The 23010-nt window shown below is 37.7% G+C and carries 21 protein-coding genes and 1 other annotated feature; of the genes, 11 read left to right on the top strand and 10 right to left on the bottom strand.

Going from position 1 to position 23010, the window contains the following annotated elements; all coding sequences use genetic code 11:
- Positions 1-130: 130 nt before the first annotated feature.
- From BAMA_RS00220 to BAMA_RS00210, 3 genes are all read right to left on the bottom strand, one after another.
- Positions 131-1303 carry a DUF418 domain-containing protein gene (locus BAMA_RS00220; protein WP_034634878.1) on the bottom strand — a complete coding sequence of 391 codons (1173 nt, stop codon included), beginning with the start codon at positions 1301-1303 and terminating at the stop codon, positions 131-133.
- A 157-nt stretch (positions 1304-1460) separates the two neighbouring features.
- Positions 1461-1967 carry a ferritin gene (locus BAMA_RS00215; protein WP_034634877.1) on the bottom strand — a complete coding sequence of 169 codons (507 nt, stop codon included), beginning with the start codon at positions 1965-1967 and terminating at the stop codon, positions 1461-1463.
- Between the two features lie 40 nt (positions 1968-2007).
- Positions 2008-2331 (bottom strand): MazG nucleotide pyrophosphohydrolase domain-containing protein, encoded by a 324-nt coding sequence (locus BAMA_RS00210; protein WP_034634875.1) that lies wholly within the window; start codon positions 2329-2331, stop codon positions 2008-2010.
- Positions 2332-2404: 73 nt separating this feature from the next.
- On the opposite strand from BAMA_RS00210, the gene BAMA_RS00205 reads away from it, so the two are divergent.
- Both BAMA_RS00205 and BAMA_RS00200 read left to right on the top strand, forming a co-directional pair.
- Positions 2405-2983: an LOG family protein gene (locus tag BAMA_RS00205; RefSeq protein ID WP_034634874.1), complete on the top strand. Its 579-nt coding sequence runs from the start codon at positions 2405-2407 to the stop codon at positions 2981-2983.
- An 18-nt stretch (positions 2984-3001) separates the two neighbouring features.
- The gene (locus BAMA_RS00200; RefSeq protein WP_235184401.1) at positions 3002-3331 is read left to right on the top strand and encodes a hypothetical protein; all 330 of its coding nucleotides are present in this window, start codon (positions 3002-3004) and stop codon (positions 3329-3331) included.
- 95 nt (positions 3332-3426) lie between these two features.
- On the opposite strand, the gene BAMA_RS00195 is transcribed toward BAMA_RS00200, so the two are convergent.
- The gene (locus BAMA_RS00195; protein ID WP_034634872.1) at positions 3427-3867 is read right to left on the bottom strand and encodes a Dps family protein; all 441 of its coding nucleotides are present in this window, start codon (positions 3865-3867) and stop codon (positions 3427-3429) included.
- Positions 3868-4040: 173 nt separating this feature from the next.
- Between BAMA_RS00195 and BAMA_RS00190 the strand changes: the two genes are divergently transcribed.
- Complete coding sequence (locus BAMA_RS00190; protein WP_034634869.1) at positions 4041-4472, top strand: DUF3920 family protein; 432 nt, start codon at positions 4041-4043, stop codon at positions 4470-4472.
- 136 nt (positions 4473-4608) lie between these two features.
- Here BAMA_RS00190 and BAMA_RS00185 read toward each other — a convergent pair whose 3' ends face one another.
- Positions 4609-6342 carry an ABC transporter ATP-binding protein gene (locus tag BAMA_RS00185; RefSeq protein WP_034634867.1) on the bottom strand — a complete coding sequence of 578 codons (1734 nt, stop codon included), beginning with the start codon at positions 6340-6342 and terminating at the stop codon, positions 4609-4611.
- An 80-nt stretch (positions 6343-6422) separates the two neighbouring features.
- On the bottom strand, positions 6423-8846 hold the full coding sequence (uvrA, locus tag BAMA_RS00180) for an excinuclease ABC subunit UvrA (RefSeq protein ID WP_034634866.1): 2424 nt from the start codon (positions 8844-8846) through the stop codon (positions 6423-6425).
- Between the two features lie 168 nt (positions 8847-9014).
- On the opposite strand from uvrA, the gene BAMA_RS00175 reads away from it, so the two are divergent.
- From BAMA_RS00175 to BAMA_RS00145, 7 genes are all read left to right on the top strand, one after another.
- Positions 9015-9722 carry a MerR family DNA-binding transcriptional regulator gene (locus tag BAMA_RS00175; RefSeq protein WP_034634864.1) on the top strand — a complete coding sequence of 236 codons (708 nt, stop codon included), beginning with the start codon at positions 9015-9017 and terminating at the stop codon, positions 9720-9722.
- Between the two features lie 169 nt (positions 9723-9891).
- The gene (locus BAMA_RS00170) at positions 9892-10305 is read left to right on the top strand and encodes a MarR family winged helix-turn-helix transcriptional regulator (RefSeq protein ID WP_034634861.1); all 414 of its coding nucleotides are present in this window, start codon (positions 9892-9894) and stop codon (positions 10303-10305) included.
- Positions 10306-10354: 49 nt separating this feature from the next.
- A complete protein-coding gene (locus tag BAMA_RS00165; protein ID WP_034634860.1) occupies positions 10355-11053 on the top strand; it encodes a pirin family protein in 699 nt (232 codons plus the stop codon).
- A 95-nt stretch (positions 11054-11148) separates the two neighbouring features.
- Positions 11149-12828, top strand: coding sequence for a M4 family metallopeptidase (locus BAMA_RS00160; RefSeq protein ID WP_084157821.1), 1680 nt, complete (start codon positions 11149-11151; stop codon positions 12826-12828).
- A 104-nt stretch (positions 12829-12932) separates the two neighbouring features.
- Entirely contained in the window at positions 12933-14579 is a 1647-nt protein-coding gene (locus BAMA_RS00155; protein ID WP_200874654.1) for a M4 family metallopeptidase, read from the top strand.
- Between the two features lie 256 nt (positions 14580-14835).
- The gene (locus BAMA_RS00150) at positions 14836-15264 is read left to right on the top strand and encodes a MarR family winged helix-turn-helix transcriptional regulator (protein ID WP_034634855.1); all 429 of its coding nucleotides are present in this window, start codon (positions 14836-14838) and stop codon (positions 15262-15264) included.
- A 23-nt stretch (positions 15265-15287) separates the two neighbouring features.
- Positions 15288-15926 (top strand): nitroreductase family protein, encoded by a 639-nt coding sequence (locus BAMA_RS00145; RefSeq protein ID WP_034634853.1) that lies wholly within the window; start codon positions 15288-15290, stop codon positions 15924-15926.
- Between the two features lie 135 nt (positions 15927-16061).
- On the opposite strand, the gene BAMA_RS00140 is transcribed toward BAMA_RS00145, so the two are convergent.
- From BAMA_RS00140 to BAMA_RS24365, 4 genes are all read right to left on the bottom strand, one after another.
- Entirely contained in the window at positions 16062-16376 is a 315-nt protein-coding gene (locus BAMA_RS00140; RefSeq protein WP_034634851.1) for a metal-sulfur cluster assembly factor, read from the bottom strand.
- Between the two features lie 245 nt (positions 16377-16621).
- Positions 16622-18316, bottom strand: a complete 1695-nt coding sequence (locus tag BAMA_RS00135; RefSeq protein WP_034634848.1) for a methyl-accepting chemotaxis protein — start codon at positions 18314-18316, stop codon at positions 16622-16624.
- A 254-nt stretch (positions 18317-18570) separates the two neighbouring features.
- Positions 18571-20259 carry a methyl-accepting chemotaxis protein gene (locus tag BAMA_RS00130; RefSeq protein ID WP_034634846.1) on the bottom strand — a complete coding sequence of 563 codons (1689 nt, stop codon included), beginning with the start codon at positions 20257-20259 and terminating at the stop codon, positions 18571-18573.
- A gap of 521 nt (positions 20260-20780) precedes the next feature.
- On the bottom strand, positions 20781-20957 hold the full coding sequence (locus BAMA_RS24365; protein ID WP_157405934.1) for a hypothetical protein: 177 nt from the start codon (positions 20955-20957) through the stop codon (positions 20781-20783).
- 113 nt (positions 20958-21070) lie between these two features.
- Positions 21071-21340: a binding site (T-box leader), on the top strand.
- Between the two features lie 48 nt (positions 21341-21388).
- Between BAMA_RS24365 and metG the strand changes: the two genes are divergently transcribed.
- A complete protein-coding gene (gene metG / locus BAMA_RS00125) occupies positions 21389-23005 on the top strand; it encodes a methionine--tRNA ligase (protein ID WP_034634844.1) in 1617 nt (538 codons plus the stop codon).
- Positions 23006-23010 lie beyond the last annotated feature (5 nt).

Raw genomic sequence — 23010 nt, 5'->3', positions numbered from 1 at the left:
ACAATGCCACGTTAAGGATTATCTTGTATTTGTCATTCTTGAATAGTCGTGTTCACTTTTGGTATAAAAGTTCGATTGGTCAGGTGACAATCAGTGGGGGACAGCCCCCACTGATTGGAGCTTCACCCTATTAAGATGCTTTGTTTTTCTTCCGGAAAGCAGGCTTTCTCCAATACGTTCCGAGTCGCCATATATATTCAAAGGGACCAATTTGGAACTTTTGTAGCCAGTACGTACTTGCGAAGAGTTGAGCAGCATAAATGACTAGTGTTAAGACGATGCCGACAGATATTCCAAGCTCACCAAATAATCCAAATCCATAAGCGTAAAATATAGTTGTTGCGATAATCGATTGCATTAAATAGTTAGTAACTGACATTTTTCCCATGTTCGCCATATGTTGAAATAAACGAGGTGCTTTTTTCGCATGGACAAGTAAGATGATTGAAGTTGCATAAAAGAGTGCCATCGTAATAGGAGTTAAGCCATCTTCTAACATCGTTATAATTGGTTGGTCTGTTAGTTGGGCAATAATTTTAATGGTCAAGGAAAAGAGAGTTGTTATGAGCCATGTTTTTTTAATAAGTGATAGATGCTCTTCAATTTGAAATAGCCAACCTTTTCGCGCAACATACATGCCGAGTAGGAAAATTGGTGCCATTGATAATAGCATCGTTGCAAAAATAACAACGATTGCTAATGGTCCGGAAAAAGGAATGTCTATATATTGAAACGGATCTTCAGTGACACGGAATATAACATGATCTATATAACTTCCAGTTTCATGGACATGCTGTGTTTTCTCAATGTAAGGTATAAAGTCTTCAAATTGATCGGCAGTGGATCCCTGCGGATAAGCCATAAACATTTTGAGAGCAAGCAAGATGAAAAACCAAATGAGTAATGTTTTTGGTTTTCTATTGATGAATACCGATAAGAGAATCCCCATTAATGCGTAGGAAAATAAAATATCGCCAATCCAAATGAGAGTCGTGTGCAGATAACCAAAAATAAGTAAAAGAATGATTCTACGTGTATAGATGGGAAAGAATCGTTGTTCTTTTTTTAGAACACTGCCCTGCAACATGATGATACTCATTCCGAATAAAAAAGAGAAAAGAGATACAAAGTTTCCAGAGCCGAAGAAATTAATAAACCAATTTGCCCCTTTATCCGCTGCAAATATAAATGTTATTTTTTCATTTGCAGACGTCCCAAACTGAAAGAAAACCATATTCACAAGCAAAATCCCAAATAGCGCAAAGCCACGGACAGCATCAATTGCTTCTACACGTTGATTCATTGCGGTAGTACCTTCCTCTCTTTTATAATCGTTCCATGAAAATCATACTGCGGGTAAAGCAAGTCCTATGTATGAAAAAGAGAGATTTAAGGTAACTTTAATGAAACATTAAGATAAAAAAATCCACCTTCCTTTTAGTAAGAAGGTGGATGGTGGATTACTCAGCTGGTGCAGTAAATGTACGTTTTGCAAGCTCTGCATCAATCATGAATAACGCGTTAGAGTCATTTTGGACACGTTTTAACTTTTGAATGATGCTGTCGAAGGAAGCTTCTTCTTCTACTTGCTCGTCAACGAACCATTTTAAGAATGTCATTGTCGCATGCTCACGCTCATCTAATGCGATATCAGACAAGTTGTAAATGCGCTTCGTTACTTCACGCTCATGTTCAAGTGCAATTTCAAATGCTTCTAGAATAGATTTGTATTCGTTATTTGGATTGTTAAATCCAGTAATAATTGCGCGCTCACCGCGGTCGTTAATGTAGTTATATAATTTCATCGCATGGAAGCGTTCCTCTTCAGCTTGAACAAGGAAGAAGTTTGCGAATCCATCGTAGCTTTCTGAAGTACAGTACGCAGCCATTGCCATATAAGCATGTGCTGAATAAAACTCAAAGTTCATTTGGTCATTTAAAGCATCAAGTAAGTTTTTAGATAACATAAAATGCCTCCTTAATTGTTATGCCGCTATTATATCATGATTATTGAATGTTATTAAAACGTTTTGAAAGTTTTTCTACGTGTGTGTCCATAACATCTTGTAGATCGATGTCATATTTTTGAGAAAGAATAATTAAATTTGCAAGAACGTCACCGAGTTCTTCCGTTAATTCTGTACGTAGCTCATCACTTGCTTTTTCATGCTCATCAGGTCGGTCTCGGCCGATTTCAATTGCCCGTACAACTCTTGATACTTCACCTACTTCTTCTGTTAAAAAGTTTAACCGAATAAATGAATCATACTGTGACCAATTACGCTTTTCATAAAATTCCTCAACCCACTTTTGAAATTCAACAATGTTCATTTCTTTCTCATCCCCTCTATATGTTGTACAATTTTTATTGTATCACAACAATATTTAGTCTCGGGGGTCGGGTATGAAGAAGATTTGTGTATTTGCAGGTTCCAATTTAGGAGAAAGAGAAGAGTATACGATGCAGGCGAAAAAGCTTGGAGAGCTGCTTGTGAAGAACGGGTATGAACTTGTATATGGCGGTTCATGCGTTGGTTTAATGGGCGAAGTTGCAAATGAAGTATTAAAACTGGGCGGACGTGTAACAGGTGTAATGCCAAGTGGATTGTTCCGTGGTGAAATTGTTCATGAAGGATTAACTGAGCTCATTGAAGTAGAGACAATGCATGAGCGAAAAGCAAAAATGGCGGAGTTAGCTGATGCATTTATCGCACTGCCAGGTGGATACGGTACATTTGAAGAATTATTTGAAGTTGTATGTTGGTCACAAATTGGGATTCACGAAAAGCCAGTTGGAGTGTTAAACGTTGCAGAGTTTTACGCACCACTTTTACAAATGGTAGAAAAGGCAGCAGAAGAAGGTTTTATGAATCCATCAAATAAAGGATTAATTGTAGCAGGAGAGACTGCAGAAGAACTACTTATGAGAATGAAACACTATGAACGCCCAGTGATGGGGACAAAGTGGAAACAGCTCGTATAATGAAAAGGTAGGGGGAATATGGTTATCGAAGTTCCAATTTCAGATGTAGTATTTTTACAGCCTGTTTTTCAATTGTTAGTGGCAGCGCTCGTGTTACTATTGCTTGTTGTCATCTTCCAAAAAAAGAAGTGGATTAACGGTGTTTCGCTTACGTTTATACTCGTTATTTGCTGTGGTGTTGCAGCGCTAACATTAATGGCAACTGGAATTATCGCTGATGAATATAATGCTGGGGGAGATACACAATCATTCTTCCTATGCATTGCTGTTGGAGTATTAAGTTTGATTAATTTTCTCGTCTATACTTCAAAAGAGGTAAAAAGAAAAGAAGCAGAAGAGAATATATAAGAAAGAAGCTTGGAATGTGGATTCCAAGCTTCTTTGTGTTGAACGAGCCGCTTTTATAATATCCAGCTGCGATGGCAAGCTCTTTGCCTTTATTTTTATCGTCCAAGGAATGCGCGTAGCATCCATGCGTGTTTTTCAAGTTCTGTGTAGATACCTAGTAGTAAGTCTGATGTCATTTCGTCGTCTGATTCTTGGGCGATTTCCATTCCTTTTTTCAGTTCGCCTAGCATCACTTCGTAGTCTTTCATAATTGCTTCTACCATCCCTTCCGCAGTTTCTCCGTAAGTTGCTTCTTGAACAGAAGATAGTTGTAAGTATTCTTTCATTGTTGCCACAGGTTGTCCGCCAATTGCTAAAATGCGCTCTGCAATTTCGTCAATGTTTGTAGCTGCTTCTGTGTAAAATTGTTCGAATTTCTCATGTAGTGTAAAGAACTGAGGTCCTTTTACGTACCAATGGAAGTTGTGTAATTTTGTGAATAGTACGTTCCAGTCTGCTACCTGCTTATTTAATACTTCGATTACTTGTTTGTTCATGTGATCCGACTCCTTTTATTATGAGTTTTATTTTATAATCTTTACTAATTTATAATTATTATAATCTAATAGTGGGTATAAAATCAACCCCTTTTGCGTATAATATTTTAATTGGAAAAATATGTTTTGGACGAGCGTTTTTTTGTATAACGTAAGAGAAGGGAGCTTATATAATGGAACTTCCACTTGAGCACATATATGAGCGGTCCGAAAACTGGTATGTACTCGATGCTGATTTTCCTTGGGATGTAAGCAAAATAAAGAAAGATTTGTTTTTATTAATAGAAAAGAAACATGTGCCGGTTGTATTTTGTGATACGTGCAGTGCGAATGATGTACTTGCTTTATTAGGAGAAGAGGAGGAGGAGTTTCTATTTCCAATTAGCGGCTTCTATCATAAAGAACGGAGTATCATTTTTATTTGTATATGGGAGCAATATGAAAAAGTGTTAGAAACGTTACTTCATGAGTTTCGTCATCATATGCAACATGAAGAGCATGTACTATACGTTGGCAACGAGACATACGCAGAGCGCTGGATTGAAAAAGATGCGCGGGAGTTTGCAAAGAGAAAGATAGAAGAGTACCGACGAAAATGTGAGTAGGCTAAAAAATTTCTTTTATCGGCTATTTTATAGAGTTTATCGGCTATTTTTGATGAACTATCGGCTGTTTTATAGAGTTTATCGGCGATTCCATTTCATCAACATAAAAAAACCACCGGTCCCCCGGTGGTTACAATCATGCTAACTGTTGTTCCGCAAATTCGCGGTATAATTCATGTGATTCGATTAACTGTGAGTGAGTACCAATGCCTGTTACTTTTCCTTTTTCAATGAAGATGATTTTATCAGCATCAACAATTGTGGATAGGCGGTGGGCGATGACAAAGGTTGTGCGCCCCTCCATAAGTCCTGTTAGTGCAGCTTGGACAATGCTTTCGGACTGGCTATCTAAGCTTGCGGTTGCTTCGTCCATCATTAAGATTTTTGGATCACGTAAGAAGGCGCGTGCGATGGCAATACGTTGTCTTTGACCACCTGATAACTTGACGCCACGCTCACCAACTTCTGTATCAAGACCATTTGGGAACTCTTTAATAAATTCATCAGCGTACGCCATTTTGGCAACTTCCCAAAGGCGTTCATCTGGAATTGCTTTGCTGTTTTTTAATCCGTAACATAAGTTTTCGCGAATTGTTCCTGCCATCATTGCGCTCTCTTGTGACACGTAACCAATTTGACTGCGCCATGATTCTAGGGATAGATCGTGAATGGAAGTATCTCCAATTGTAATTTCCCCATTAGTCGGTCTATGGAATTGTTCAAGCAAGCCAAACATCGTTGTTTTTCCGCCGCCACTTGGCCCGGCAAAAGCAATCATTTCTCCTGGTTCTGCTTCAAAGGAAATATCCTCTAACACTTTTTCTTCATCACTATAAGAGAACGAAATATGTTTCACATGAATTGGTTGGTTTGTAATATCCATCTCAATACCAGTTTGCCCTTCTTCTAGTGGAAGTTCTAAAATATCAATAATACGTTCCGTTGCTCCTTTTGCTTTTTGAAGCTGTGTAAAGAACATTGCAAATGATGTAACAGGATAAATGATTTGGAACAAGTACAGTAAGAAGGCAACGAGTGCACCTGTTGACATTGTTCCGTTTGCAACGCGCATACCACCGTAACTAATAATCGTTACAATCACGACCATAATGACAAGGTGCATAATTGGTCCAATTAAAGCGAAAATACGTGCCTCTTTTAAACCGTAGTTTAATAATGTTTGGATACCTTTTAGTCCTTTTGTTTCTTCATAATTTTCTGCTGTGGATGCTTTCATTAAACGGATTTCACTAAGTGTTTGCTGAATGTTTCCTGTAAACGTAGCTGTTTCATCTTGCAGACCACGTGAAATTTTCGCCATTCTCTTACCGAGAGGAAACATAATGGCAAGTGTGAGAGGAACAGCAATTAACATTAGTAATGTCATTTTCCAATCCATAACAAAGAGGACAATGACTGCACCAATAATCGAAATAATCCCCGTAATGAACTGCGGAAAATGTGTGCTAATTAATTCACGTACAATATTCGTATCGTTCACGACGCGGCTCACTGTTTCACCGCTTGATTCTTTTGCAAAATAGCTAACTGGTAAACGAATTAACTTTACCCACATACGATCGCGAATATTTGCGACAATCTTTTGTCCAACTAAGCTCAGTGCGTAAATAGAAAAACCATCAATCGCAGCTTGCAAAAGGAAAGCAACAACAATGGCGATAATTAGCGGGATGCTAAGCGAAGTAACAGAAAAACCATCAATTAATTCTTTCGTTAATAGCGGTATTGCTAGACCAGCAATCGTTGTAATAATACCTGTAACTAAACCGATCGTTAGCGCAAATTTTGGTACGTTAGATGACGTAATAAGGGATATAAAAGGTTTTAGCCCTGTTTGTTTTTCTTCCATTCCAATTCTCCAATCTTTTTAAAACTTTAAGTGGAATAAGATGAAGTCTTATTCCACTTAAGTGTTTATTATATAAGCTTTTACTTTAAAAAAGAACCGGTATAAGAGGCTTCTGTAGCTGCAATTGTTTCTGGTGTACCTTCTGCAACGACCATACCACCTGCTTCTCCACCGAGTGGTCCCATATCGATGACCCAATCGGCGCTCCGAATAATATCGCTATTGTGTTCTACAACAATAACGGTATTCCCTGCATCAACGAGTCTGTTTAATAGAAGAAGCAGTTTCTTTACATCACTTGGATGTAGACCTGTTGAAGGTTCATCCAGTAAGTAAAGAGTGTGGTCTTTTGATTGTTTGTTTAAATCTTTTGCGAGTTTTAGTCGTTGTCCTTCTCCTCCAGATAATGTTGTGACAGATTGCCCCCATTTTAAATAACCAAGTCCGATTTCACATAGCAGTTCTATCATACTGATTAGCTTTTTGTGATCGTGGAATAAAGGTAGACTTTCTTCTACGGTCATATCAAGAATGCTAGAAATTGAATGCTCTTTGTAAGTGACATTTAAAATTTCATCTTTAAAACGTTTTCCTTGGCAAATTGGACATTTTACTTCAATTTCATGTAAGAAATGCATGTCGATTGTTACAAATCCTAGGCCTTGGCAGTTTTCACATCTACCTCCTTGTGTGTTAAAGGAAAAGTCCTTTGCTTTTAGTCCTTGCTCTTTTGCAGCAGGGAGGCTTGAAAATAAGTTTCGAAATAATGTAAACGTGTCTGTATATGTGGCAATATTAGAACGCTGCATACGACCGATCGGGGACTGAGTAACGGTAACGAGATTTTTTACAGCTTCAAACCCTGTGCGGTTCTCATTCTTTTCAGAAGCGAGTAAATCAAAGACTAATGTAGATTTGCCTGACCCAGACACTCCAGAAACAGTAATGAAGCAACCGAGTGGGAAGGAGACTGTTACATCTTTTAAATTATGTTTCGTTGCATTAGAGATTGTAACGAATTGGCCGTTACCTGTTCTGCGCATTTGTGTATGAGGAGTTTCCTCTCTTAAGAATGCGCCTGTAACAGACTGTTCTTGCTCGATTAATTGTTGTAAGCTCCCTTCTCCAACGACAGTACCACCTTTGTGCCCAGCTTCTGGTCCCATATCAATAATATGATCGGCTTCGCGCATGACTTCAATGTCATGCTCAATCACTAAAACGGTGTTTCCTAAATCGCGGAGTTGTTTCATGACATGAATAAGTCCTTTTGTATCTTTAGGGTGTAGTCCGGCTGTTGGTTCATCTAAAATGTAGAGTACACCTGTTAAGCCAGAGCCAAGAATATTTGCAAGTCTTAGGCGCTGAGCTTCGCCACCTGATAATGTGATGACTTGTCTATCAATGGATAAGTAGCCTAATCCAACATCAATTACCCTTTTTACTTTTACAATAAAGTCATGTAAGACGGTTTCAACGAGTAGTTTACTTTTAGGTGTAAGCGACTGCTCTAGTTCAAGTAACCAAGAAAGCATATTTTCCAGTGAAAATGTTGAAAGGTCTGTAATGGGGGCACCTGCAACTGTCACTTCGCGGCTTTCTTTTTTGAGTCGTTTTCCATCGCAATCGTGACATTGTTTTTCATAGAAATAAGCAGCATCACCAGATTGCCCATTCTTTTCTTTATAACGTCTCCACATGCCAGTTAGTACGCCTTCAAATTTTCCTTTTCCAACGCTTTTTGGCGGGTTGATGTCAGGGAAATGTCTTTTAAACTCATCACTTTCAACGCCGTAATATAACAAATCACGTTGTACATCGCTATAATCTTTGAGAGGCATATCAAGATCAAATGTGAATCCGTAATGTTTTGCTGCTTCTACTAAAATATTCGCTTGATAATCAAGGTAAGCGGCATACCAAATGGAAACACAGCCATCTTTGACACTTAACTCTTCATTAAAAACAGATTCCATACGAATGTGAGAAACTTTCCCCATACCGCTACAAGTTTCACATGCACCATTTAGTGTGTTGAACGAAAAGTGGCTACTCGTTAGTCTTTCGTGAGGATGATTACAGTTTGGGCAGTATTGGAGATTATTTGTATCATCCGTCTCTAAATTTGGGAATATAGTTGTAGCGCAGTTTTGGCAAGGACGCTCGCCAAGAACTTCATAGATAAAGCGTAAATACGTATACATATCGCTTACAGTTCCAACCGTTGAACGAGGATTGCGGTTTGTAACGTGCTGTCCAACACTAATAGAAGGAGAAAGCCCTGTAATGGAATCTACTTTTGATTTACTTAAGGAATCAGTTGCCATACCCATAGAATCCATATATTGACGCTGACACTCTCGTTGCAGCGTATCCATTGCTAACGTTGATTTGCCAGATCCAGATGGTCCAGTTACTACAACAAGTTTATGCTTCGGAATCGATAAAGAGATGTTTTTTAAATTATTTTCGTAAGCGCCTTTAATTTCAATTGTATGTTTCAAATAAAATCTCCTCCTCATTACAATTTAATTTACAACCTTATTGTACAACTTTCATGCAAGTGATAAGGTTTTAAGAAAATAGATTTGATATAATAGCGTTATTTCTAAAAAATCCGTCATGGTATTTTAATGTTTTTTTATAATCTTTAACTGAAGAGGTGGGTCGATTTGCAATTTCGTCCAATTGATGTTGCGAAACAATTAAATATTAGTACGAGTGCTCTTAGACATTATGAATCATGGGGGATTATTCCAGCCCCTGAGCGTGCTCCAAATGGTTACCGCATTTATACAGAAGAACATGTTGCTTATTTTGCCTGTATTCGTGCGATGTATCCCGTTTTTAGCATGCAGCTTATTAGCGATGTACTGAAAAAGATTCAAAAGAAAGAGGTAGACGCGGCACTTTGGCTCGTTAGCGAAGCTCAGGCAGCTTTGTACCGTGATAAACAAGTTGCGGAGAAGACAGTTGAAGTTTTGGAAGGACAAGAGTTTGATAACATAGATGTACCGAGAAAGAAGAAGTGGATGACAATCGGCGAAGTATCGGAAGAAACGTTAGTCCCAAGTTCGGCCATACGTCACTGGGAAAAGATAGGACTCATTACAACATCACGTGATCCAGAAAACGGGTATAGAAGGTTTAATCGATTTCATGTAAGGAAAATTTTAATCATTCGTACGTTAAAAACGAGTGTCTATTCACTTGATGTCATTAAAGAAGTCATAAAGGAATTAGATCATAACAACATTGAACAGGCGAAAAAAGTCGCGAAGGATTCTATTGAGTACTTGAATCAATTAAATCGGGCGCAAGTTCGTGGTGTGAATTATTTGTATCAGTTGTGCCGGACGTTACATGTATTAGAGGAGTAGTTTAAATTGTTGTATAACTGGATGAGACATAAGTCATACCGGACTATTGCATTTAATGATAAGTAAGAGCAGGGCCCAGTTTCTGTTCTTTTTACTTATTTAAAATAAGTAATTGACAATAAAGAAGTTTAGTTCTAAACTATAAATGTAAAGCAAATGAGGTGATGAGATGAAAACAGAGGAACGTCTTGGATTGTTGTTATGGTTTCGATTATCGCGCTTTTATAATGGGAGTGTTCGCAGCACGAATCAGCATTTGAAGAAGTGGAATTTGTCGACAGCTCAGTTTGATATGTTGGCACAAATTGGTGGACATGAACGTTTGACGCAGCAAGAACTTAGTAAGAAGCTGTTTGTGACAAAAGGAAATGTGACGCAGCTTGTTAATAAGATGGAGAAACTAGAACTTATTTCTCGCGAACAGGAAGGAAATGCGAAGTACCTTTCTTTAACAGAGAAGGGAAGAGTGTTATACGAAGAAGTTGTTCCGCCGCAGGAAACATTTCAAGCGGAGCAGTTTAGCAAATTAAATAAAGAAGAGCAAAAGCAATTATTAGAATTGTTGCGAAAGCTACAGGCATAAAATTTTTTAAAATAATATCTCGAATTCGAGATAAAATGAGGTGAAGGATATGTTTAAGAAAATTGATCATACAAAAATGGGTAGAGGAAATCACGGTTGGTTAGATACACATTTCCATTTCTCGTTTGCAGATTACTACAACCCAAGTAATATGAGATTTGGAGCGCTACGTGTTATTAATGATGATTTAGTTGCGGCCCAGACGGGGTTTGATATGCATCCACACCGCGATATGGAGATTATTTCTTACGTTGTTGATGGAGAGCTAACACATAAAGATAGTATGGGAAATGAAGGGACAATTGAGCGCGGACATGTTCAATATATGAGCGCTGGGACAGGCGTTTTTCATAGTGAACATAACTTAGGTGATGAAACATTGCGTTTACTGCAAATTTGGATTTTGCCGGACCGAGCTGGTCATAAACCAAATTACGGTGAGTTCAAGTTTGATTGGAACAAGCGTGAGAATGGTTGGTTCCACATGGTTTCTCTAGTAGATGGTGGTGCACCAATTGAAATTCATCAAGATGCAAATTTATATTCTCTTTCTTTAGAAAAAGGAAAAGAAATTACTTTTGAAGTAAAAGAGGGACGTCAAGCGTATCTTGTTCAAATTGAAGGAAGCGGCATAGTAAACGGGGAAACACTTGTGATGCGAGATGCAGCGGAAGCTGTTGAAGAAAATATTCATATCGTAGCTAAGGAACAATCTCACTATTTAGTAATTGAAATGAAGAAGCAGTAATAAGAAAGGGTGTCATATTGGCACCCTTTTTCTATTGAATGAAAAAGTTTCTCAACTTTTTTGAGTAGGGAATCGATTCCTTTTTTGCGAATTTCATGTACGAGCTTCAAAAAAATGGGATAGGGAGTGTTTCGGTGAAAAAGAAAATTGTTGCGTCTACATTAGCTTTATCAGTTATGTTTGGCGGCTTTGGGGCATTTAGTGTGAAAGCCGAGGAACAACAGATTCAATATCACCAAGAATTCAAAACACCAACTTATATTGTTGAAGAGTGGAAAGCTCCAGAAGGGCTGAGTAAGCAAGAAACGGTATTTCATTATTTAGAAAGTAAGAAGGATATGTTTCAGCTTGTTGGAAATATGAAAAAGCATTTTAAGGTTGTAAATGAGGAACAAGCTGAGGCTACAAAAACAACGCATATAAGACTAGTTGAAACATATAATAACATCCCTGTATATGGGGCTGATCAAACAGTTGCAATTGATGAAAATAATAATGTGAAAGCATTTTTCGGACAAGTTGTTCCGGATTTAGAAAATAAAAATATTCCAGCGAAAGCGAAAATTTCAGTGAAGGAAGCAGAGAAGATTGCAAAAGCTGAAATTGAAAAAGAAGTTGGTAAAGTAGAGTATTATGATGGTGTGAAAAAAGAGGTATATGTATATGAAAAGGATGGGGCTTATTATTTAGCATATTTAATCAAAGCTTCCCTTTCAACGCCAGAGCCAGGATATTGGCATTACTTTATTGATGCGACAAATGGAAACGTAATTGATAAATATAATAAAGTTCATAATATTACTGGGAAAGGATACGGGGTACTTGGAAATGAAGTAACATTTGAGATTTCTAAAAATCAAAAAACAGGAGCGTTCCACTTATTTGATGGAACACGAGGCAAAGGTGTCCACACGTTTAACGCAAATAATATGGATCCAACATGGTTCAACATATTATCAAGATTTACGGGTCACACTGGAAAAGAGATTGAAAGTAAAACAGAGTTTTTCGAAGACCGAGCTGCGGTAGACGCGCATGCAAATGCAGCGAAAGTATATGATTATTTTAAGGGAACTTTCCAGCGTGATTCTTTTGATAATAAGGGCGCGAAGTTAATTTCAAGTGTTCATTTAGGGAAGAATTGGAACAATGCTGCATGGAATGGTATTCAAATGATGTACGGTGATGGAGATGGTAAAACATTTTTACCGTTATCAGCTAGCTTAGATGTGATTGCGCATGAGTTAGCACATGCGGTTACAGAGCATTCTGCTAATCTAGTATATCAAGATGAATCTGGTGCATTAAACGAATCCATTTCTGATATTTTTGGTGCAATGGTAGACCGTGACGATTGGCAGTTAGGTGAAGATATTTATACACCTGGAAAAGATGGAGATGCACTTCGTTCTTTAAGCGATCCAGCATCAATTCCAAATCCATTAAAGCCATCTGAAGGTTATCCAGATCATTACAGCAAGCGCTATGTAGGAACAGAGGATAATGGTGGCGTTCATATTAATAGTAGTATTAATAACAAGGCAGCACACTTAGTTGCTGAAGGCGGTACACATTATGGAGTAACGGTAGAAGGGATTGGCCGTGAAGCGACGGAGCGTATTTATTATCAAGCGTTAACGAAATATTTAACAGCAAATTCAAGCTTTAGCATGATGCGTCAAGCGGCGATCCAATCCGCAGAAGATTTATATGGTAAGAATTCGAAAGAAGCGCAAGCTGTAACAAAAGCATATGATGCAGTAGGTGTGCAATAACAAAGTAAAAACTTTCTCAACTTTTTAAAGTAGGGAATCTGATTCCTTCTTAGAAATATTGTAAGTGAGTGTTACAAAATTTTGGGGGAATGGGGAGTGTTAGATTGAAAAAGCAAATCGTTTCATCAGCATTAGCGTTATCCGTTGTTGTAGGAGGATTTGGAGCATTTGGTTCAAAGGTACAAGCGGAAGAACAGCAAATTCAATACCACCAAGAATTTAAAACACCAGCTTACATAGGGGAAGAGTGGAAAGCCCCGGAAGGCTTAGATAAAAAAGAAACAGTCTTCCAATATTTGGAGAGTAAAAAAGAGATGTTTCAATTAGCTGGAAATATGAAACAGCATTTTGAAATTATTTCTGAAGAGAAAGATGAAGAGACAAATACAACGCATATAAAATTAGTTGAGACGCATAACGACGTTCCAATTTACGGATCAGATCAAACAGTTGCACTTGATGAAAACAACAATGTAAAAGCATTCTTCGGACAAGTTGTTCCAGATTTAGCGGATAAAAATATTCCGGCTGAAGCAAGCATCTCAAAAGAAGAAGCTGAAAAAATTGCAAAAGCAGAGATTGAAAAAGAAATTGGAAAAGTAGAGAATTATGATGGTATCAAAAAAGACTTGTTTGTATATGAAAAAGACGGAAAGTATTATTTATCATATTTAGTAAAAGCTTCTATTTCTAAGCCGGAGCCAGGCTACTGGCATTACTTCATCGATGCGACAAATGGAAATGTCATTAACAAGTATAATGCAGTTCATAATATGGAAGGTTTTGGATATGGCGTGCTAGGACAAAGAACATCATTTAAAATTTCACAAGATAACAAAACAGGAAAATACTATTTATTTGATGGAACGCGTGGAAACGGGGTTCATACATTTGACGCAGAGAATATGAGTCCAGGGTTGTTTAATTTATTATCACAATGGTTTGGCTACACAGGTGAGGAGATAGAGAGTCAGTCCAAAATGTTCCATGATAAAGCAGCTGTTGATGCACATGCAAATGCAGCGAAAGTGTATGATTATTTCAAAAAGACATTTGATCGCAACTCGTTTGACGATCAAGGAGCAAAATTAATTTCAACTGTCCACATCGGCGATGGCTGGAACAATGCGGCGTGGAACGGTATTCAAATGATGTACGGTGATGGTGATGGAGAAGTATTTTTACCGTTATCAGGAAGCTTAGATGTTATTGCCCATGAATTAGCTCATGCGGTAACAGAATATTCGGCGAACTTAGTGTACGAAAATGAATCTGGTGCACTAAATGAGTCAATCTCTGATATTTTTGGTGCGATGGTAGACCGTGATGACTGGCTGCTTGGAGAAGATGTGTATACGCCAGGTGTAGAAGGTGATGCGCTTCGTTCATTAAGTGATCCAGCGTCAATTCCAAATCCATTAAAGCCATCTGAAGGATACCCAGATCATTATAGCAAACGCTACACGGGCACAGCTGATTACGGTGGTGTTCATATTAACAGTAGCATTAACAATAAAGCGGCATACTTAATCGCTGAAGGTGGAGAGCACTATGGCGTGAAAGTAGAAGGTGTTGGCCACGAAGCGACAGAGAAAATTTATTACCGTTCACTTACGAAATATTTAACAGCAAATTCGAACTTTAGCATGATGCGTCAAGCTGCAGTTCAATCAGCAGAAGACTTATATGGTGCAAATTCGAAAGAAGTAGCAGCTGTTAAGAAAGCATACGATGCAGTAGGTGTAAAATAAGAGAAAACAAAGACCTGACAGTTTCTTGTCAGGTCTTGTTCTTTATTAAGAACATAAAACTTCCTAGTTTCTGGTGATAGGTGGTTTTACTTTTGTTTGTATGAAAATGTAAGAAGGATACATAATACATATACTACCAAGTGAAAAATGTTGCATTATAAATTGAGTTCATGTATATTAGTTGACATATCAAATATTGATGCATCAAATTTTGATATATCAACTAACGGTTCGTAAATGACAAAGGGGGAGCACAGTGACGAGTTCATGTGTGAAGCAATCGCTTATTTTATATAATTTACATTTAGTAAATAAAGAAATCAGTTCGAAATTTGAAGGATGTACAGGTCTTAGCCAGTCAAGATTAGAACTTTTGTATCAGCTATATCAGGTGGACGAAATGAGCCAAAAGGAGCTTCAAAAAAAAGTTGGCATTGATAATGCTGCCATTACAAGGCACTTGAAGTATCTTGAGGCGAAAGAGATGGTGTCGAGACGTAAAAAGTCGACGGATAACCGGGTAACACTTGTTAGTTTAACCGATTATGGCCGGGGTGCATTTTGTTCTTTTCGAGAAGAACAGGAGCGATTCGCTTCTTCTGCGTTAAAAGGTTTTACAGAAGAAGAGCGTGATGAACTTTTACAAGTATTAGATCGTATTCAAAAAAATATAAATGAAATGTAGTATAAGAAAAGGAGTATCCATCTATGAATAACACAATGAAAACAAATGACTTTACAGAAATCGTGACAGGGCGTCGTTCAATCCGTAAGTACAATCCAAATGTAAAAATTAGCAAGGAAGAAATGACAGAAATTCTTACAAAAGCAACGTTAGCTCCGTCTTCAATTAATATGCAACCGTGGAGATTTCTTGTGATTGATAGTGCGGAAGGAAAAGCAACAATTGCTCCACTCGCTAAATTTAACGGCTCTCAAGTAGAAACATCTTCAGCTATGATTGCTGTATTTGGTGATCTAAATAACTTTGAGTATGGAGAAGAGATTTATAGTAAAGCAGTAGAACTTGGATATATGCCTGCCGAAGTGAAAGAACAACAAATGGTCCAAATTAAAGCATACATGTCTACAGTTTCAAAAGAAGTGATGAGAGATACTGTCTTAATTGATGGTGGTCTTGTATCCATGCAACTTATGCTAGCAGCTCGTGCACATGGATATGACACGTGTCCAATTGGTGGTTTCGAGAAAGATAAAATTGCAGAAGCATTTGGACTGGATAAAGATCGCTATGTCCCAGTTATGTTAATATCAATTGGTAAAGCAGCTGACGCTGGTTATCAATCTGTTCGTCTGCCAATTGATAGAATTGCAGAGTGGAAGTAAAAGAGGGAAGTAGCTTTTCAGATTTTAATTTGTATCGTATTTTCTGCATAACAGCTTAAGGAAAACACCTCCTATATAGGAGGTGTTTTGTTGTTCATTATTTAGATTCACTGTATTTGTATAGAAAATGATAATTTAATCGCGAACTCCTAATGCGATTTTTGCAATGCGTGACATTCGCTCTTTTGTCCATGGTGGATTCCAGACGACATTGACTTCAATCTCATTGATTTCCGGGATGTTTGTTGCTAATACTTTTTTTACATCAGCTACGATTTGTCCAGCCATTGGGCAGCCAATTGATGTCATTGTCATTGTAATAATCGCATTATAGTTTTCATCAGCTGTCACATCATATACAAGACCAAGGTTAATAATATCAACACCTAGTTCGGGATCAATAACAGCTTCTAAATTTGCATATATTTTATCTTCAAATTCTTTCGACATACGTAACACCTCACTTTGTGATATGTATTCTCATTATACAGGATAGGCAGGGAAAGGTGCAGGAATCTAGCTCGAGGAAAAAGAAGAGCGTCCTAATCGCTTTTATATACGATTGGACGCTCCTTTTATATGAAGGGAAGTTTATATCTCATATTTTCATTACGGCTATGAAGATAGTTGAAAAGAGAGTTTGTGATAAAAAATATAGAGGGGATACTCGTTTCAACTAAAAAGAAGGGGGTCTTTTAATCTTCAGTTTTAAAGCGAGATACAAGTTCCTCTAACTCTTCTACAACATGCTTCATTTGCGCTGCTGTTTCTGACATGTTTTTCATTACGGTTACTTGTGCACCAGCAGAGTTTGCTGTTTGCATTGTTTCAGCAGATACTTCACCAGAAATAGATGCAATATTATTTAGAGAGACATTCATCTCTTCAGCGCTTGCTGCCATTTCTTCAGCAGTTGCTGATACGTCTTGCATTTTTGTTGATACTTCATTAATCTGGTTCACGATGTTAGAGAAGGAAGCACCAGCTTCTTGAATGACTGTAATTCCTTGTGCAGCTTCTACTTGCCCATCAATCATCATTTCGCTTGCTGATTTTGTATCGTCTTGAATGTGGTGAAGAAGCTGGTTAATGCTAACCGCAGCTGTTTTTGATTGCTCGGCAAGCTTTCTTACTTCATCAGCAACAACGGCAAAACCTTTTCCTTGTTCACCAGCACGAGCCGCCTCAATCGATGCGTTTAAGGCAAGTAAGTTTGTTTGTTCAGCAATGTGTGAAATAGACTGTACAGCTGTATCGATATGTTTTGTATGCGTAATCAGACGTTCGACGACTTGATGAGTTGCATTTACTGCTTCATGAATGGTTTGCATTTGTGTTACGGATTGTTTAATGACACTACTTCCTGCGTTTGCTTGCTCAGATGTTGTTACAGCAAGTTCAGCTACAGCAGAAGCGGATTCGGCAATGTGTTGTACACTTGTGCTCATATCATCCATAGCCGTTGAACTTTCTTCAATGCTTGAAACTTGCGCTTGAATATTACTTTCTAATTCTGTCATCGTTTTTTGAATCTGTGTCGCATCTGTCATCGATGTAGTCGTTTGCGCTAGAACATTTTCAGAAGCAACTTGTACTTCGGCGGATGTTTTTTGAACACGACTTACAATATGCTGTAAGTTGGCTAGCATTTGATTGAATGAATCAGCAATGGCACCGATTTCATCGTTACTTTTTACATGTAAACGAGCTGTTAAGTCACCATCTTGAGAAGCAAGTTCGTTTAATTTTTCATCAATTTCTTGAATTGGTTTGACAAGTTTGCCAGAGAACCACCAAGCTAGTAGTAAGGCAGTTAAGGTACACACAATAATTGCTGCTAAAATCACATATTTAATAAACGCTGCCGCAGCTTCAATCTCTTTAATTAAATCATCACGCTGCTTATTATAGTCATTGCTATATTTTGAAAAGTCGCCAATGACTTTATACACCATTTCGTTTTTAGACTGGGCAACTTGAGTAATCTCATCCCATCGTTCTTCTTTTGCAAGTGGAAGTGCTTCGTTCTTCAAAAATGCAATCCACTCTTCACCAGTCACCATTGTGTCTTTCACTTCTTGAGGAACAGTTGGATCAGCACGTAACACTTTTGCTCGATCATTTAATTCTTTTTCAATTTCATACATTTTATTTACTTCTACTTCATTATGCTGCAGTAAATAACCACGAAGAGCAGACAGCTGTACTTGATATGCATCTCCTTGTGCTTTTAAAAGGGTGGCTTTTTTTGAAACATCTTGCTGTAATACTTCTGCTTGTTTTGCTTGATTCGATGCAAAAAAGAAAATACATGCTAAAGCAATGCCGAATAAAGCACAAATTGTAGAGAGCATAAACATGAGTTTCTTGCGGATTGAAACAAATTTCATATATACATCCCCTTAAGATTTATTTATATTGATTTTTTTATATTAAAAATAAAAAAATAACAAGGAATATTCCACATGAAAGAGTATAACAGAATTTTGGAATATAAGAAAATAATAATTTTTTATAATAAATTAGAAAAATATAGGTAACAGGAAAATAGGGGACGGGGTTATAAGGAAGAATAAGCAGTGGCATCATATAGGCCACTGCTTACCCTTTATCTAGTAAAAGCTCCACTAATTGAAGTTTTATTTTATATTTTAAAATGAGACACGAGCGTATTTAGCTCTTCAATGACGTTTTTCATTTTTGTAGCCATGACGGACATGTCTTTCATCATTGTTACTTGTCCTTCAGCAGAATGAGACGTTTTTGTTGTTTCAGCTGCTACTTCGTTTGAAATGAAAGAAATATTGTTTAAAGACGTATTCATTTCTTCTGCACTTGCAGCCATTTCTTCAGCAGTAGCGGAAACTTCTTGTATTTGCGTTGATACGTTATGTACATGTTCAGTAATGGTAGTAAATGATGAACCAGCTTCACGGATAATTGCAATTCCTTCTGCTGATTCACTTTGTCCTTTTGTCATCATGACGTTTGCTGTTTTTGTTTCATCTTGAATGTGACGTAGAAGCTGATTGATGTCAGTTGCTGCTTCTTTTGATTGTTCTGCAAGTTTTCTTACTTCATCGGCTACGACAGCAAACCCTCTTCCTTGTTCGCCAGCCCGAGCAGCTTCAATTGATGCGTTTAAAGCGAGTAAGTTCGTTTGTTCAGCGATATGTGAAATACTTTGCAGTGCGGTATCAATATGTTCTGTATGGGTAATGAGACGATCTACTACTTGTGATGTTTCGTTTACAGCTTCGTGGATAGCTGTCATTTGTGAAATAGATTTTTCAATAACTTTATTTCCGATATCTGCTTTTTCTGAAGTTGTTCCGGCAAGGCTAGCAACAGTCGAGGCAGATTCTGCAATGCGTTGTACACCAGTTGTCATATCATCCATTGCTGTAGAGCTTTCTTCAATACTAGAAACTTGTGCAATGATGTTACTTTCTAATGCACCCATTGTTTGTTGAATGTATGTTGTTTCGTTCATTGAGCTATTCATGCCAGCAGCAACTTGCAAAGAGGCCTCTCGTACTTCTTCAGACACCGTTTGAACACGGCCGATAATATGCTGTAAATTGTCTAACATATGGTTAAATGATGTGGCAATATCGCCGAGTTCATCTTTACTGTGAATCGTAAGACGGGCTGTTAAATCACCCTCTTGAGAAGCAAGTTCCTTTAATTTATCATTCATCTCGTGAATGGGTTTAACAAGTTTGTTAGAGAACGATAGTGCAAGAACAATTGAAAGCATGGAACATATCACTAAAGATAGAAAGACAGCGTACTGAATGATATCGGATGTCTGCTCAAGACTTGCAATTAATGTATCACGCTTTTTATCTTCATTTTTTGCGAACATTGCGAAGTTTTGTAGAGCAGTTTCTACTAATTCGCTATTTTCAAGTGCGATTTTAGAAGCCTCTTCCCAGTTTCCTTCTTCTGTGAGAGGAATTACTTTTTCATCTATAATAGCGCGCCATTCTTTTCCCATTAAAACGGTTTCTTTAATTTCTCCTGATAGGTGCTTATCTTTTGTTACTTGTTCACGTGTTGCAGCTAGTTGCTCGCCAGCTTGATTAAATTTCTCTAATTGTTTTTTATCTTGTGATAGCAAATAACCTTGTAAGCCAGAGACTTGCGCTTGGAATAAGTCACCACGCTCTTTCAAAATCGTTGCTCTACGAGACACTTCATCTTTTAATATTTTTGTTTCATTTGCTTGGTTCATAGTGAATAGAAGAATAATGACTAGTGAAATACCAAATAAGGAACAAATGCCTGAAAACATAAGGACTAGCTTTTTACGAATTCCTAAATTATTCATTGAAATCCCGCCTTTAAACCTTAATGATTATTTATTTAATATATAAATAAAACGCTTTATTTGAGGGAGTGATTCTCCTTCATTTAAAATTATAGCAAAAGAAAAGGGAGAAATTAGACTTTAATGGAAAAGTTCGGAAAATGTATATATTTTCATAGTGAATATATAGTTTTAAAATTAATTTAAAAATAGCTATTGAAATTATAAAATTGTTCCTGTATACTTCTAATTAGTTGATAATGATTTTCATTATTAACTCGTGGCGCTACCTTTCGTCATGTTGGTTATACCTCTTTTGACTGTAAAAGTCGAAAAGAAATGTTGAAATACCTTGTGTCCTATTTATACAAAATGTAGGTAATCTCCAACCTCAACTTATGTGCGTTACACATGCAAAAACGGATCCCAATGTGCGGGGATCCGTTTTTTGTATTATCCCGCATTAACAGCCAGTAAAAGCCCAATTGGTCGGGCTAACACTCAGTGGGGGGAAGAATTCCCCCACTGAGTGAAGCTTCACTTTATTTTTTTGCAAGTAATGTATAGAGAGCGGGAACTTTTTGTTCAATACATTCTGGTGAGGAAGGAGGAAAAGCCCAGCGCAAATGGGAACCATGTTCTTCTGTTAACTCTTTAATATGTAAGTTTGCTTTACTCCATCCTTGTTTATTTATTGTGCTTAATTGTTTTTGTTTCAATGTGATTACTCCTTTCTTTATGGGACGTATTATATTCGGAGGAGGGAGGAGAATTTCCTTCTCGCGAAAAGATTGACTTTTCTGTTTTTAACTCATAGAATACAATACATATATGAAAAGCGTTGATAAGGAAAAGTAGAATGAAATCATTCTTTCCAGAGAGCTTCGGTAGCTGAGAAGAAGCAAGAATCTTCATTTGAACAATGGCCTTTGAGCTGCGCCCTGAACTTATCGGATGATAATAGTAGGCGGCGCCGGGAGTTGATTCTCGTTATTACAATCACAGTATAAGAGCATATGCTCCGTACTTGTAGAGGTTAACTATGTGAGTAGTTAACGAAATAAGGTGGTACCGCGACGGTTAATATAGCCACGCCCTTATCTTTTTAGATAAGGGCGTGGCTTTTTTATATTTAAAGGAGGAATGAAAGATGACGATTTTTATTGGAGGAGCTTGGCCATATGCAAATGGATCGCTCCATTTAGGGCATGTTGTTAGTTTATTACCAGGAGATATTGTAGCACGCTATTACAGAATGAAAGGAGAGGATGTTCTTTACGTATCCGGGAGTGATTGTAATGGAACACCTATTGCTATTCGCGCTAAACAAGAAGGAGTACCACCGAAAGAAATTGCAGATTATTATCATGAAGAGTTTCATCGATGTTTTCAAGCGCTTGGCTTTACGTATGACTATTATACAAGAACAGATGAGAAGCACCATCATGAATCGGTGCAGCAAATTTTTTTAGAGCTTTTAGAAAAAGGTTTTATTTATAAAAAAGCAGTAGAACAAGCGTATTGCGGAGCCTGTACTCAATTTTTGCCGGATCGTTATGTTGAAGGGAAATGTCCGCATTGTAAAGAACAAGCACGAGGCGACCAGTGCGATGCGTGCTCCGCAATTTTAGATCCACTTGATTTAGTAGAGAAGCAATGTAAATTGTGCGGAGCAGAACCCATTGCAAAGGAAACGGAACACTTTTATTTTGCACTTCATCAGTTTCAAAATGAAATTGCCAAAATGGTAGAGCGGGCAAAGCAATCTGGAGCGTGGCGCGATAATGCGGTGCAGCTTACGGAGCGTTATTTACAAGAAGGGTTACATGATAGAGCTGTATCTCGGGATTTACCAATTGGCGTTCCTATTCCAGTGAAAGGATATGAAGATAAAAAGATTTATGTCTGGATTGAGGCGGTAGTTGGGTATTATTCAGCGAATAAACGATGGGCAGAGGAAAAGGGAAAGGATGTAAGTCAGTTTTGGGATAGCAATGTGAAAACATACTATTTGCATGGGAAAGACAACATTCCGTTTCACTCTATTATATGGCCAGCGGTATTAATGGGAGTAGGGAAAGAAGCGTTGCCGACTCATATCTTTTCAAATGAGTATTTAACGATTGAGAAGCGAAAATTATCAACGAGTAAAAACTGGGCTGTGTGGGTGCCTGATATGTTGGAACGTTATCATCCGGATTCTGTTCGTTATTTCTTAACGATTAATGCGCCAGAAAATCGGGATACAGACTTTTCTTGGCGGGAATTTATTTATAGTCATAACGGTGAATTGCTTGGAGCATATGGAAACTTTGTGAATCGGACATTAAAGTTTATCGAGAAATATTATGGTGGGAAAGTGCCAGCTGGCGAAATTACAGCGAATATACAAGGACTTTATGAAGAAGTAGGAACTGCAATTGAAAACGGACGATTTAAGCTTGCATTAGAAACGATATTTGCAGAGGTGCGCCGAGCAAATAAATATTTTGATGAGCGAGCACCTTGGAAGCAAATAAATGAAGATGAAAAAGCGTGCGAGGAAACGATGAGGCAGTGTGTATATTACATTGCAAACTTTGCGCAGCTGCTTCAGCCATTTCTACCATTTTCAAGTTCCAAAGTGAAGGAAATGCTGGAGATTTCTTCTAGTAATTGGCATCCTATTATAGAGTTGTCAGAGTATGTTTATAACGTGGAAGCACTATTTGAGCGTATTGATGTGAAGGAAATTGAGATAGAAGTAGAGAAGCTTGGAAGTTGCTAAATTTA

This window comes from Bacillus manliponensis (assembly GCF_000712595.1).
In the GTDB taxonomy this organism is placed as follows: Bacteria; Bacillota; Bacilli; order Bacillales; family Bacillaceae_G; genus Bacillus_A; species Bacillus_A manliponensis.
The sequence above is the reverse complement of the archived record's forward strand: the minus strand, read 5'-3'. Positions and strand labels throughout refer to the sequence as shown.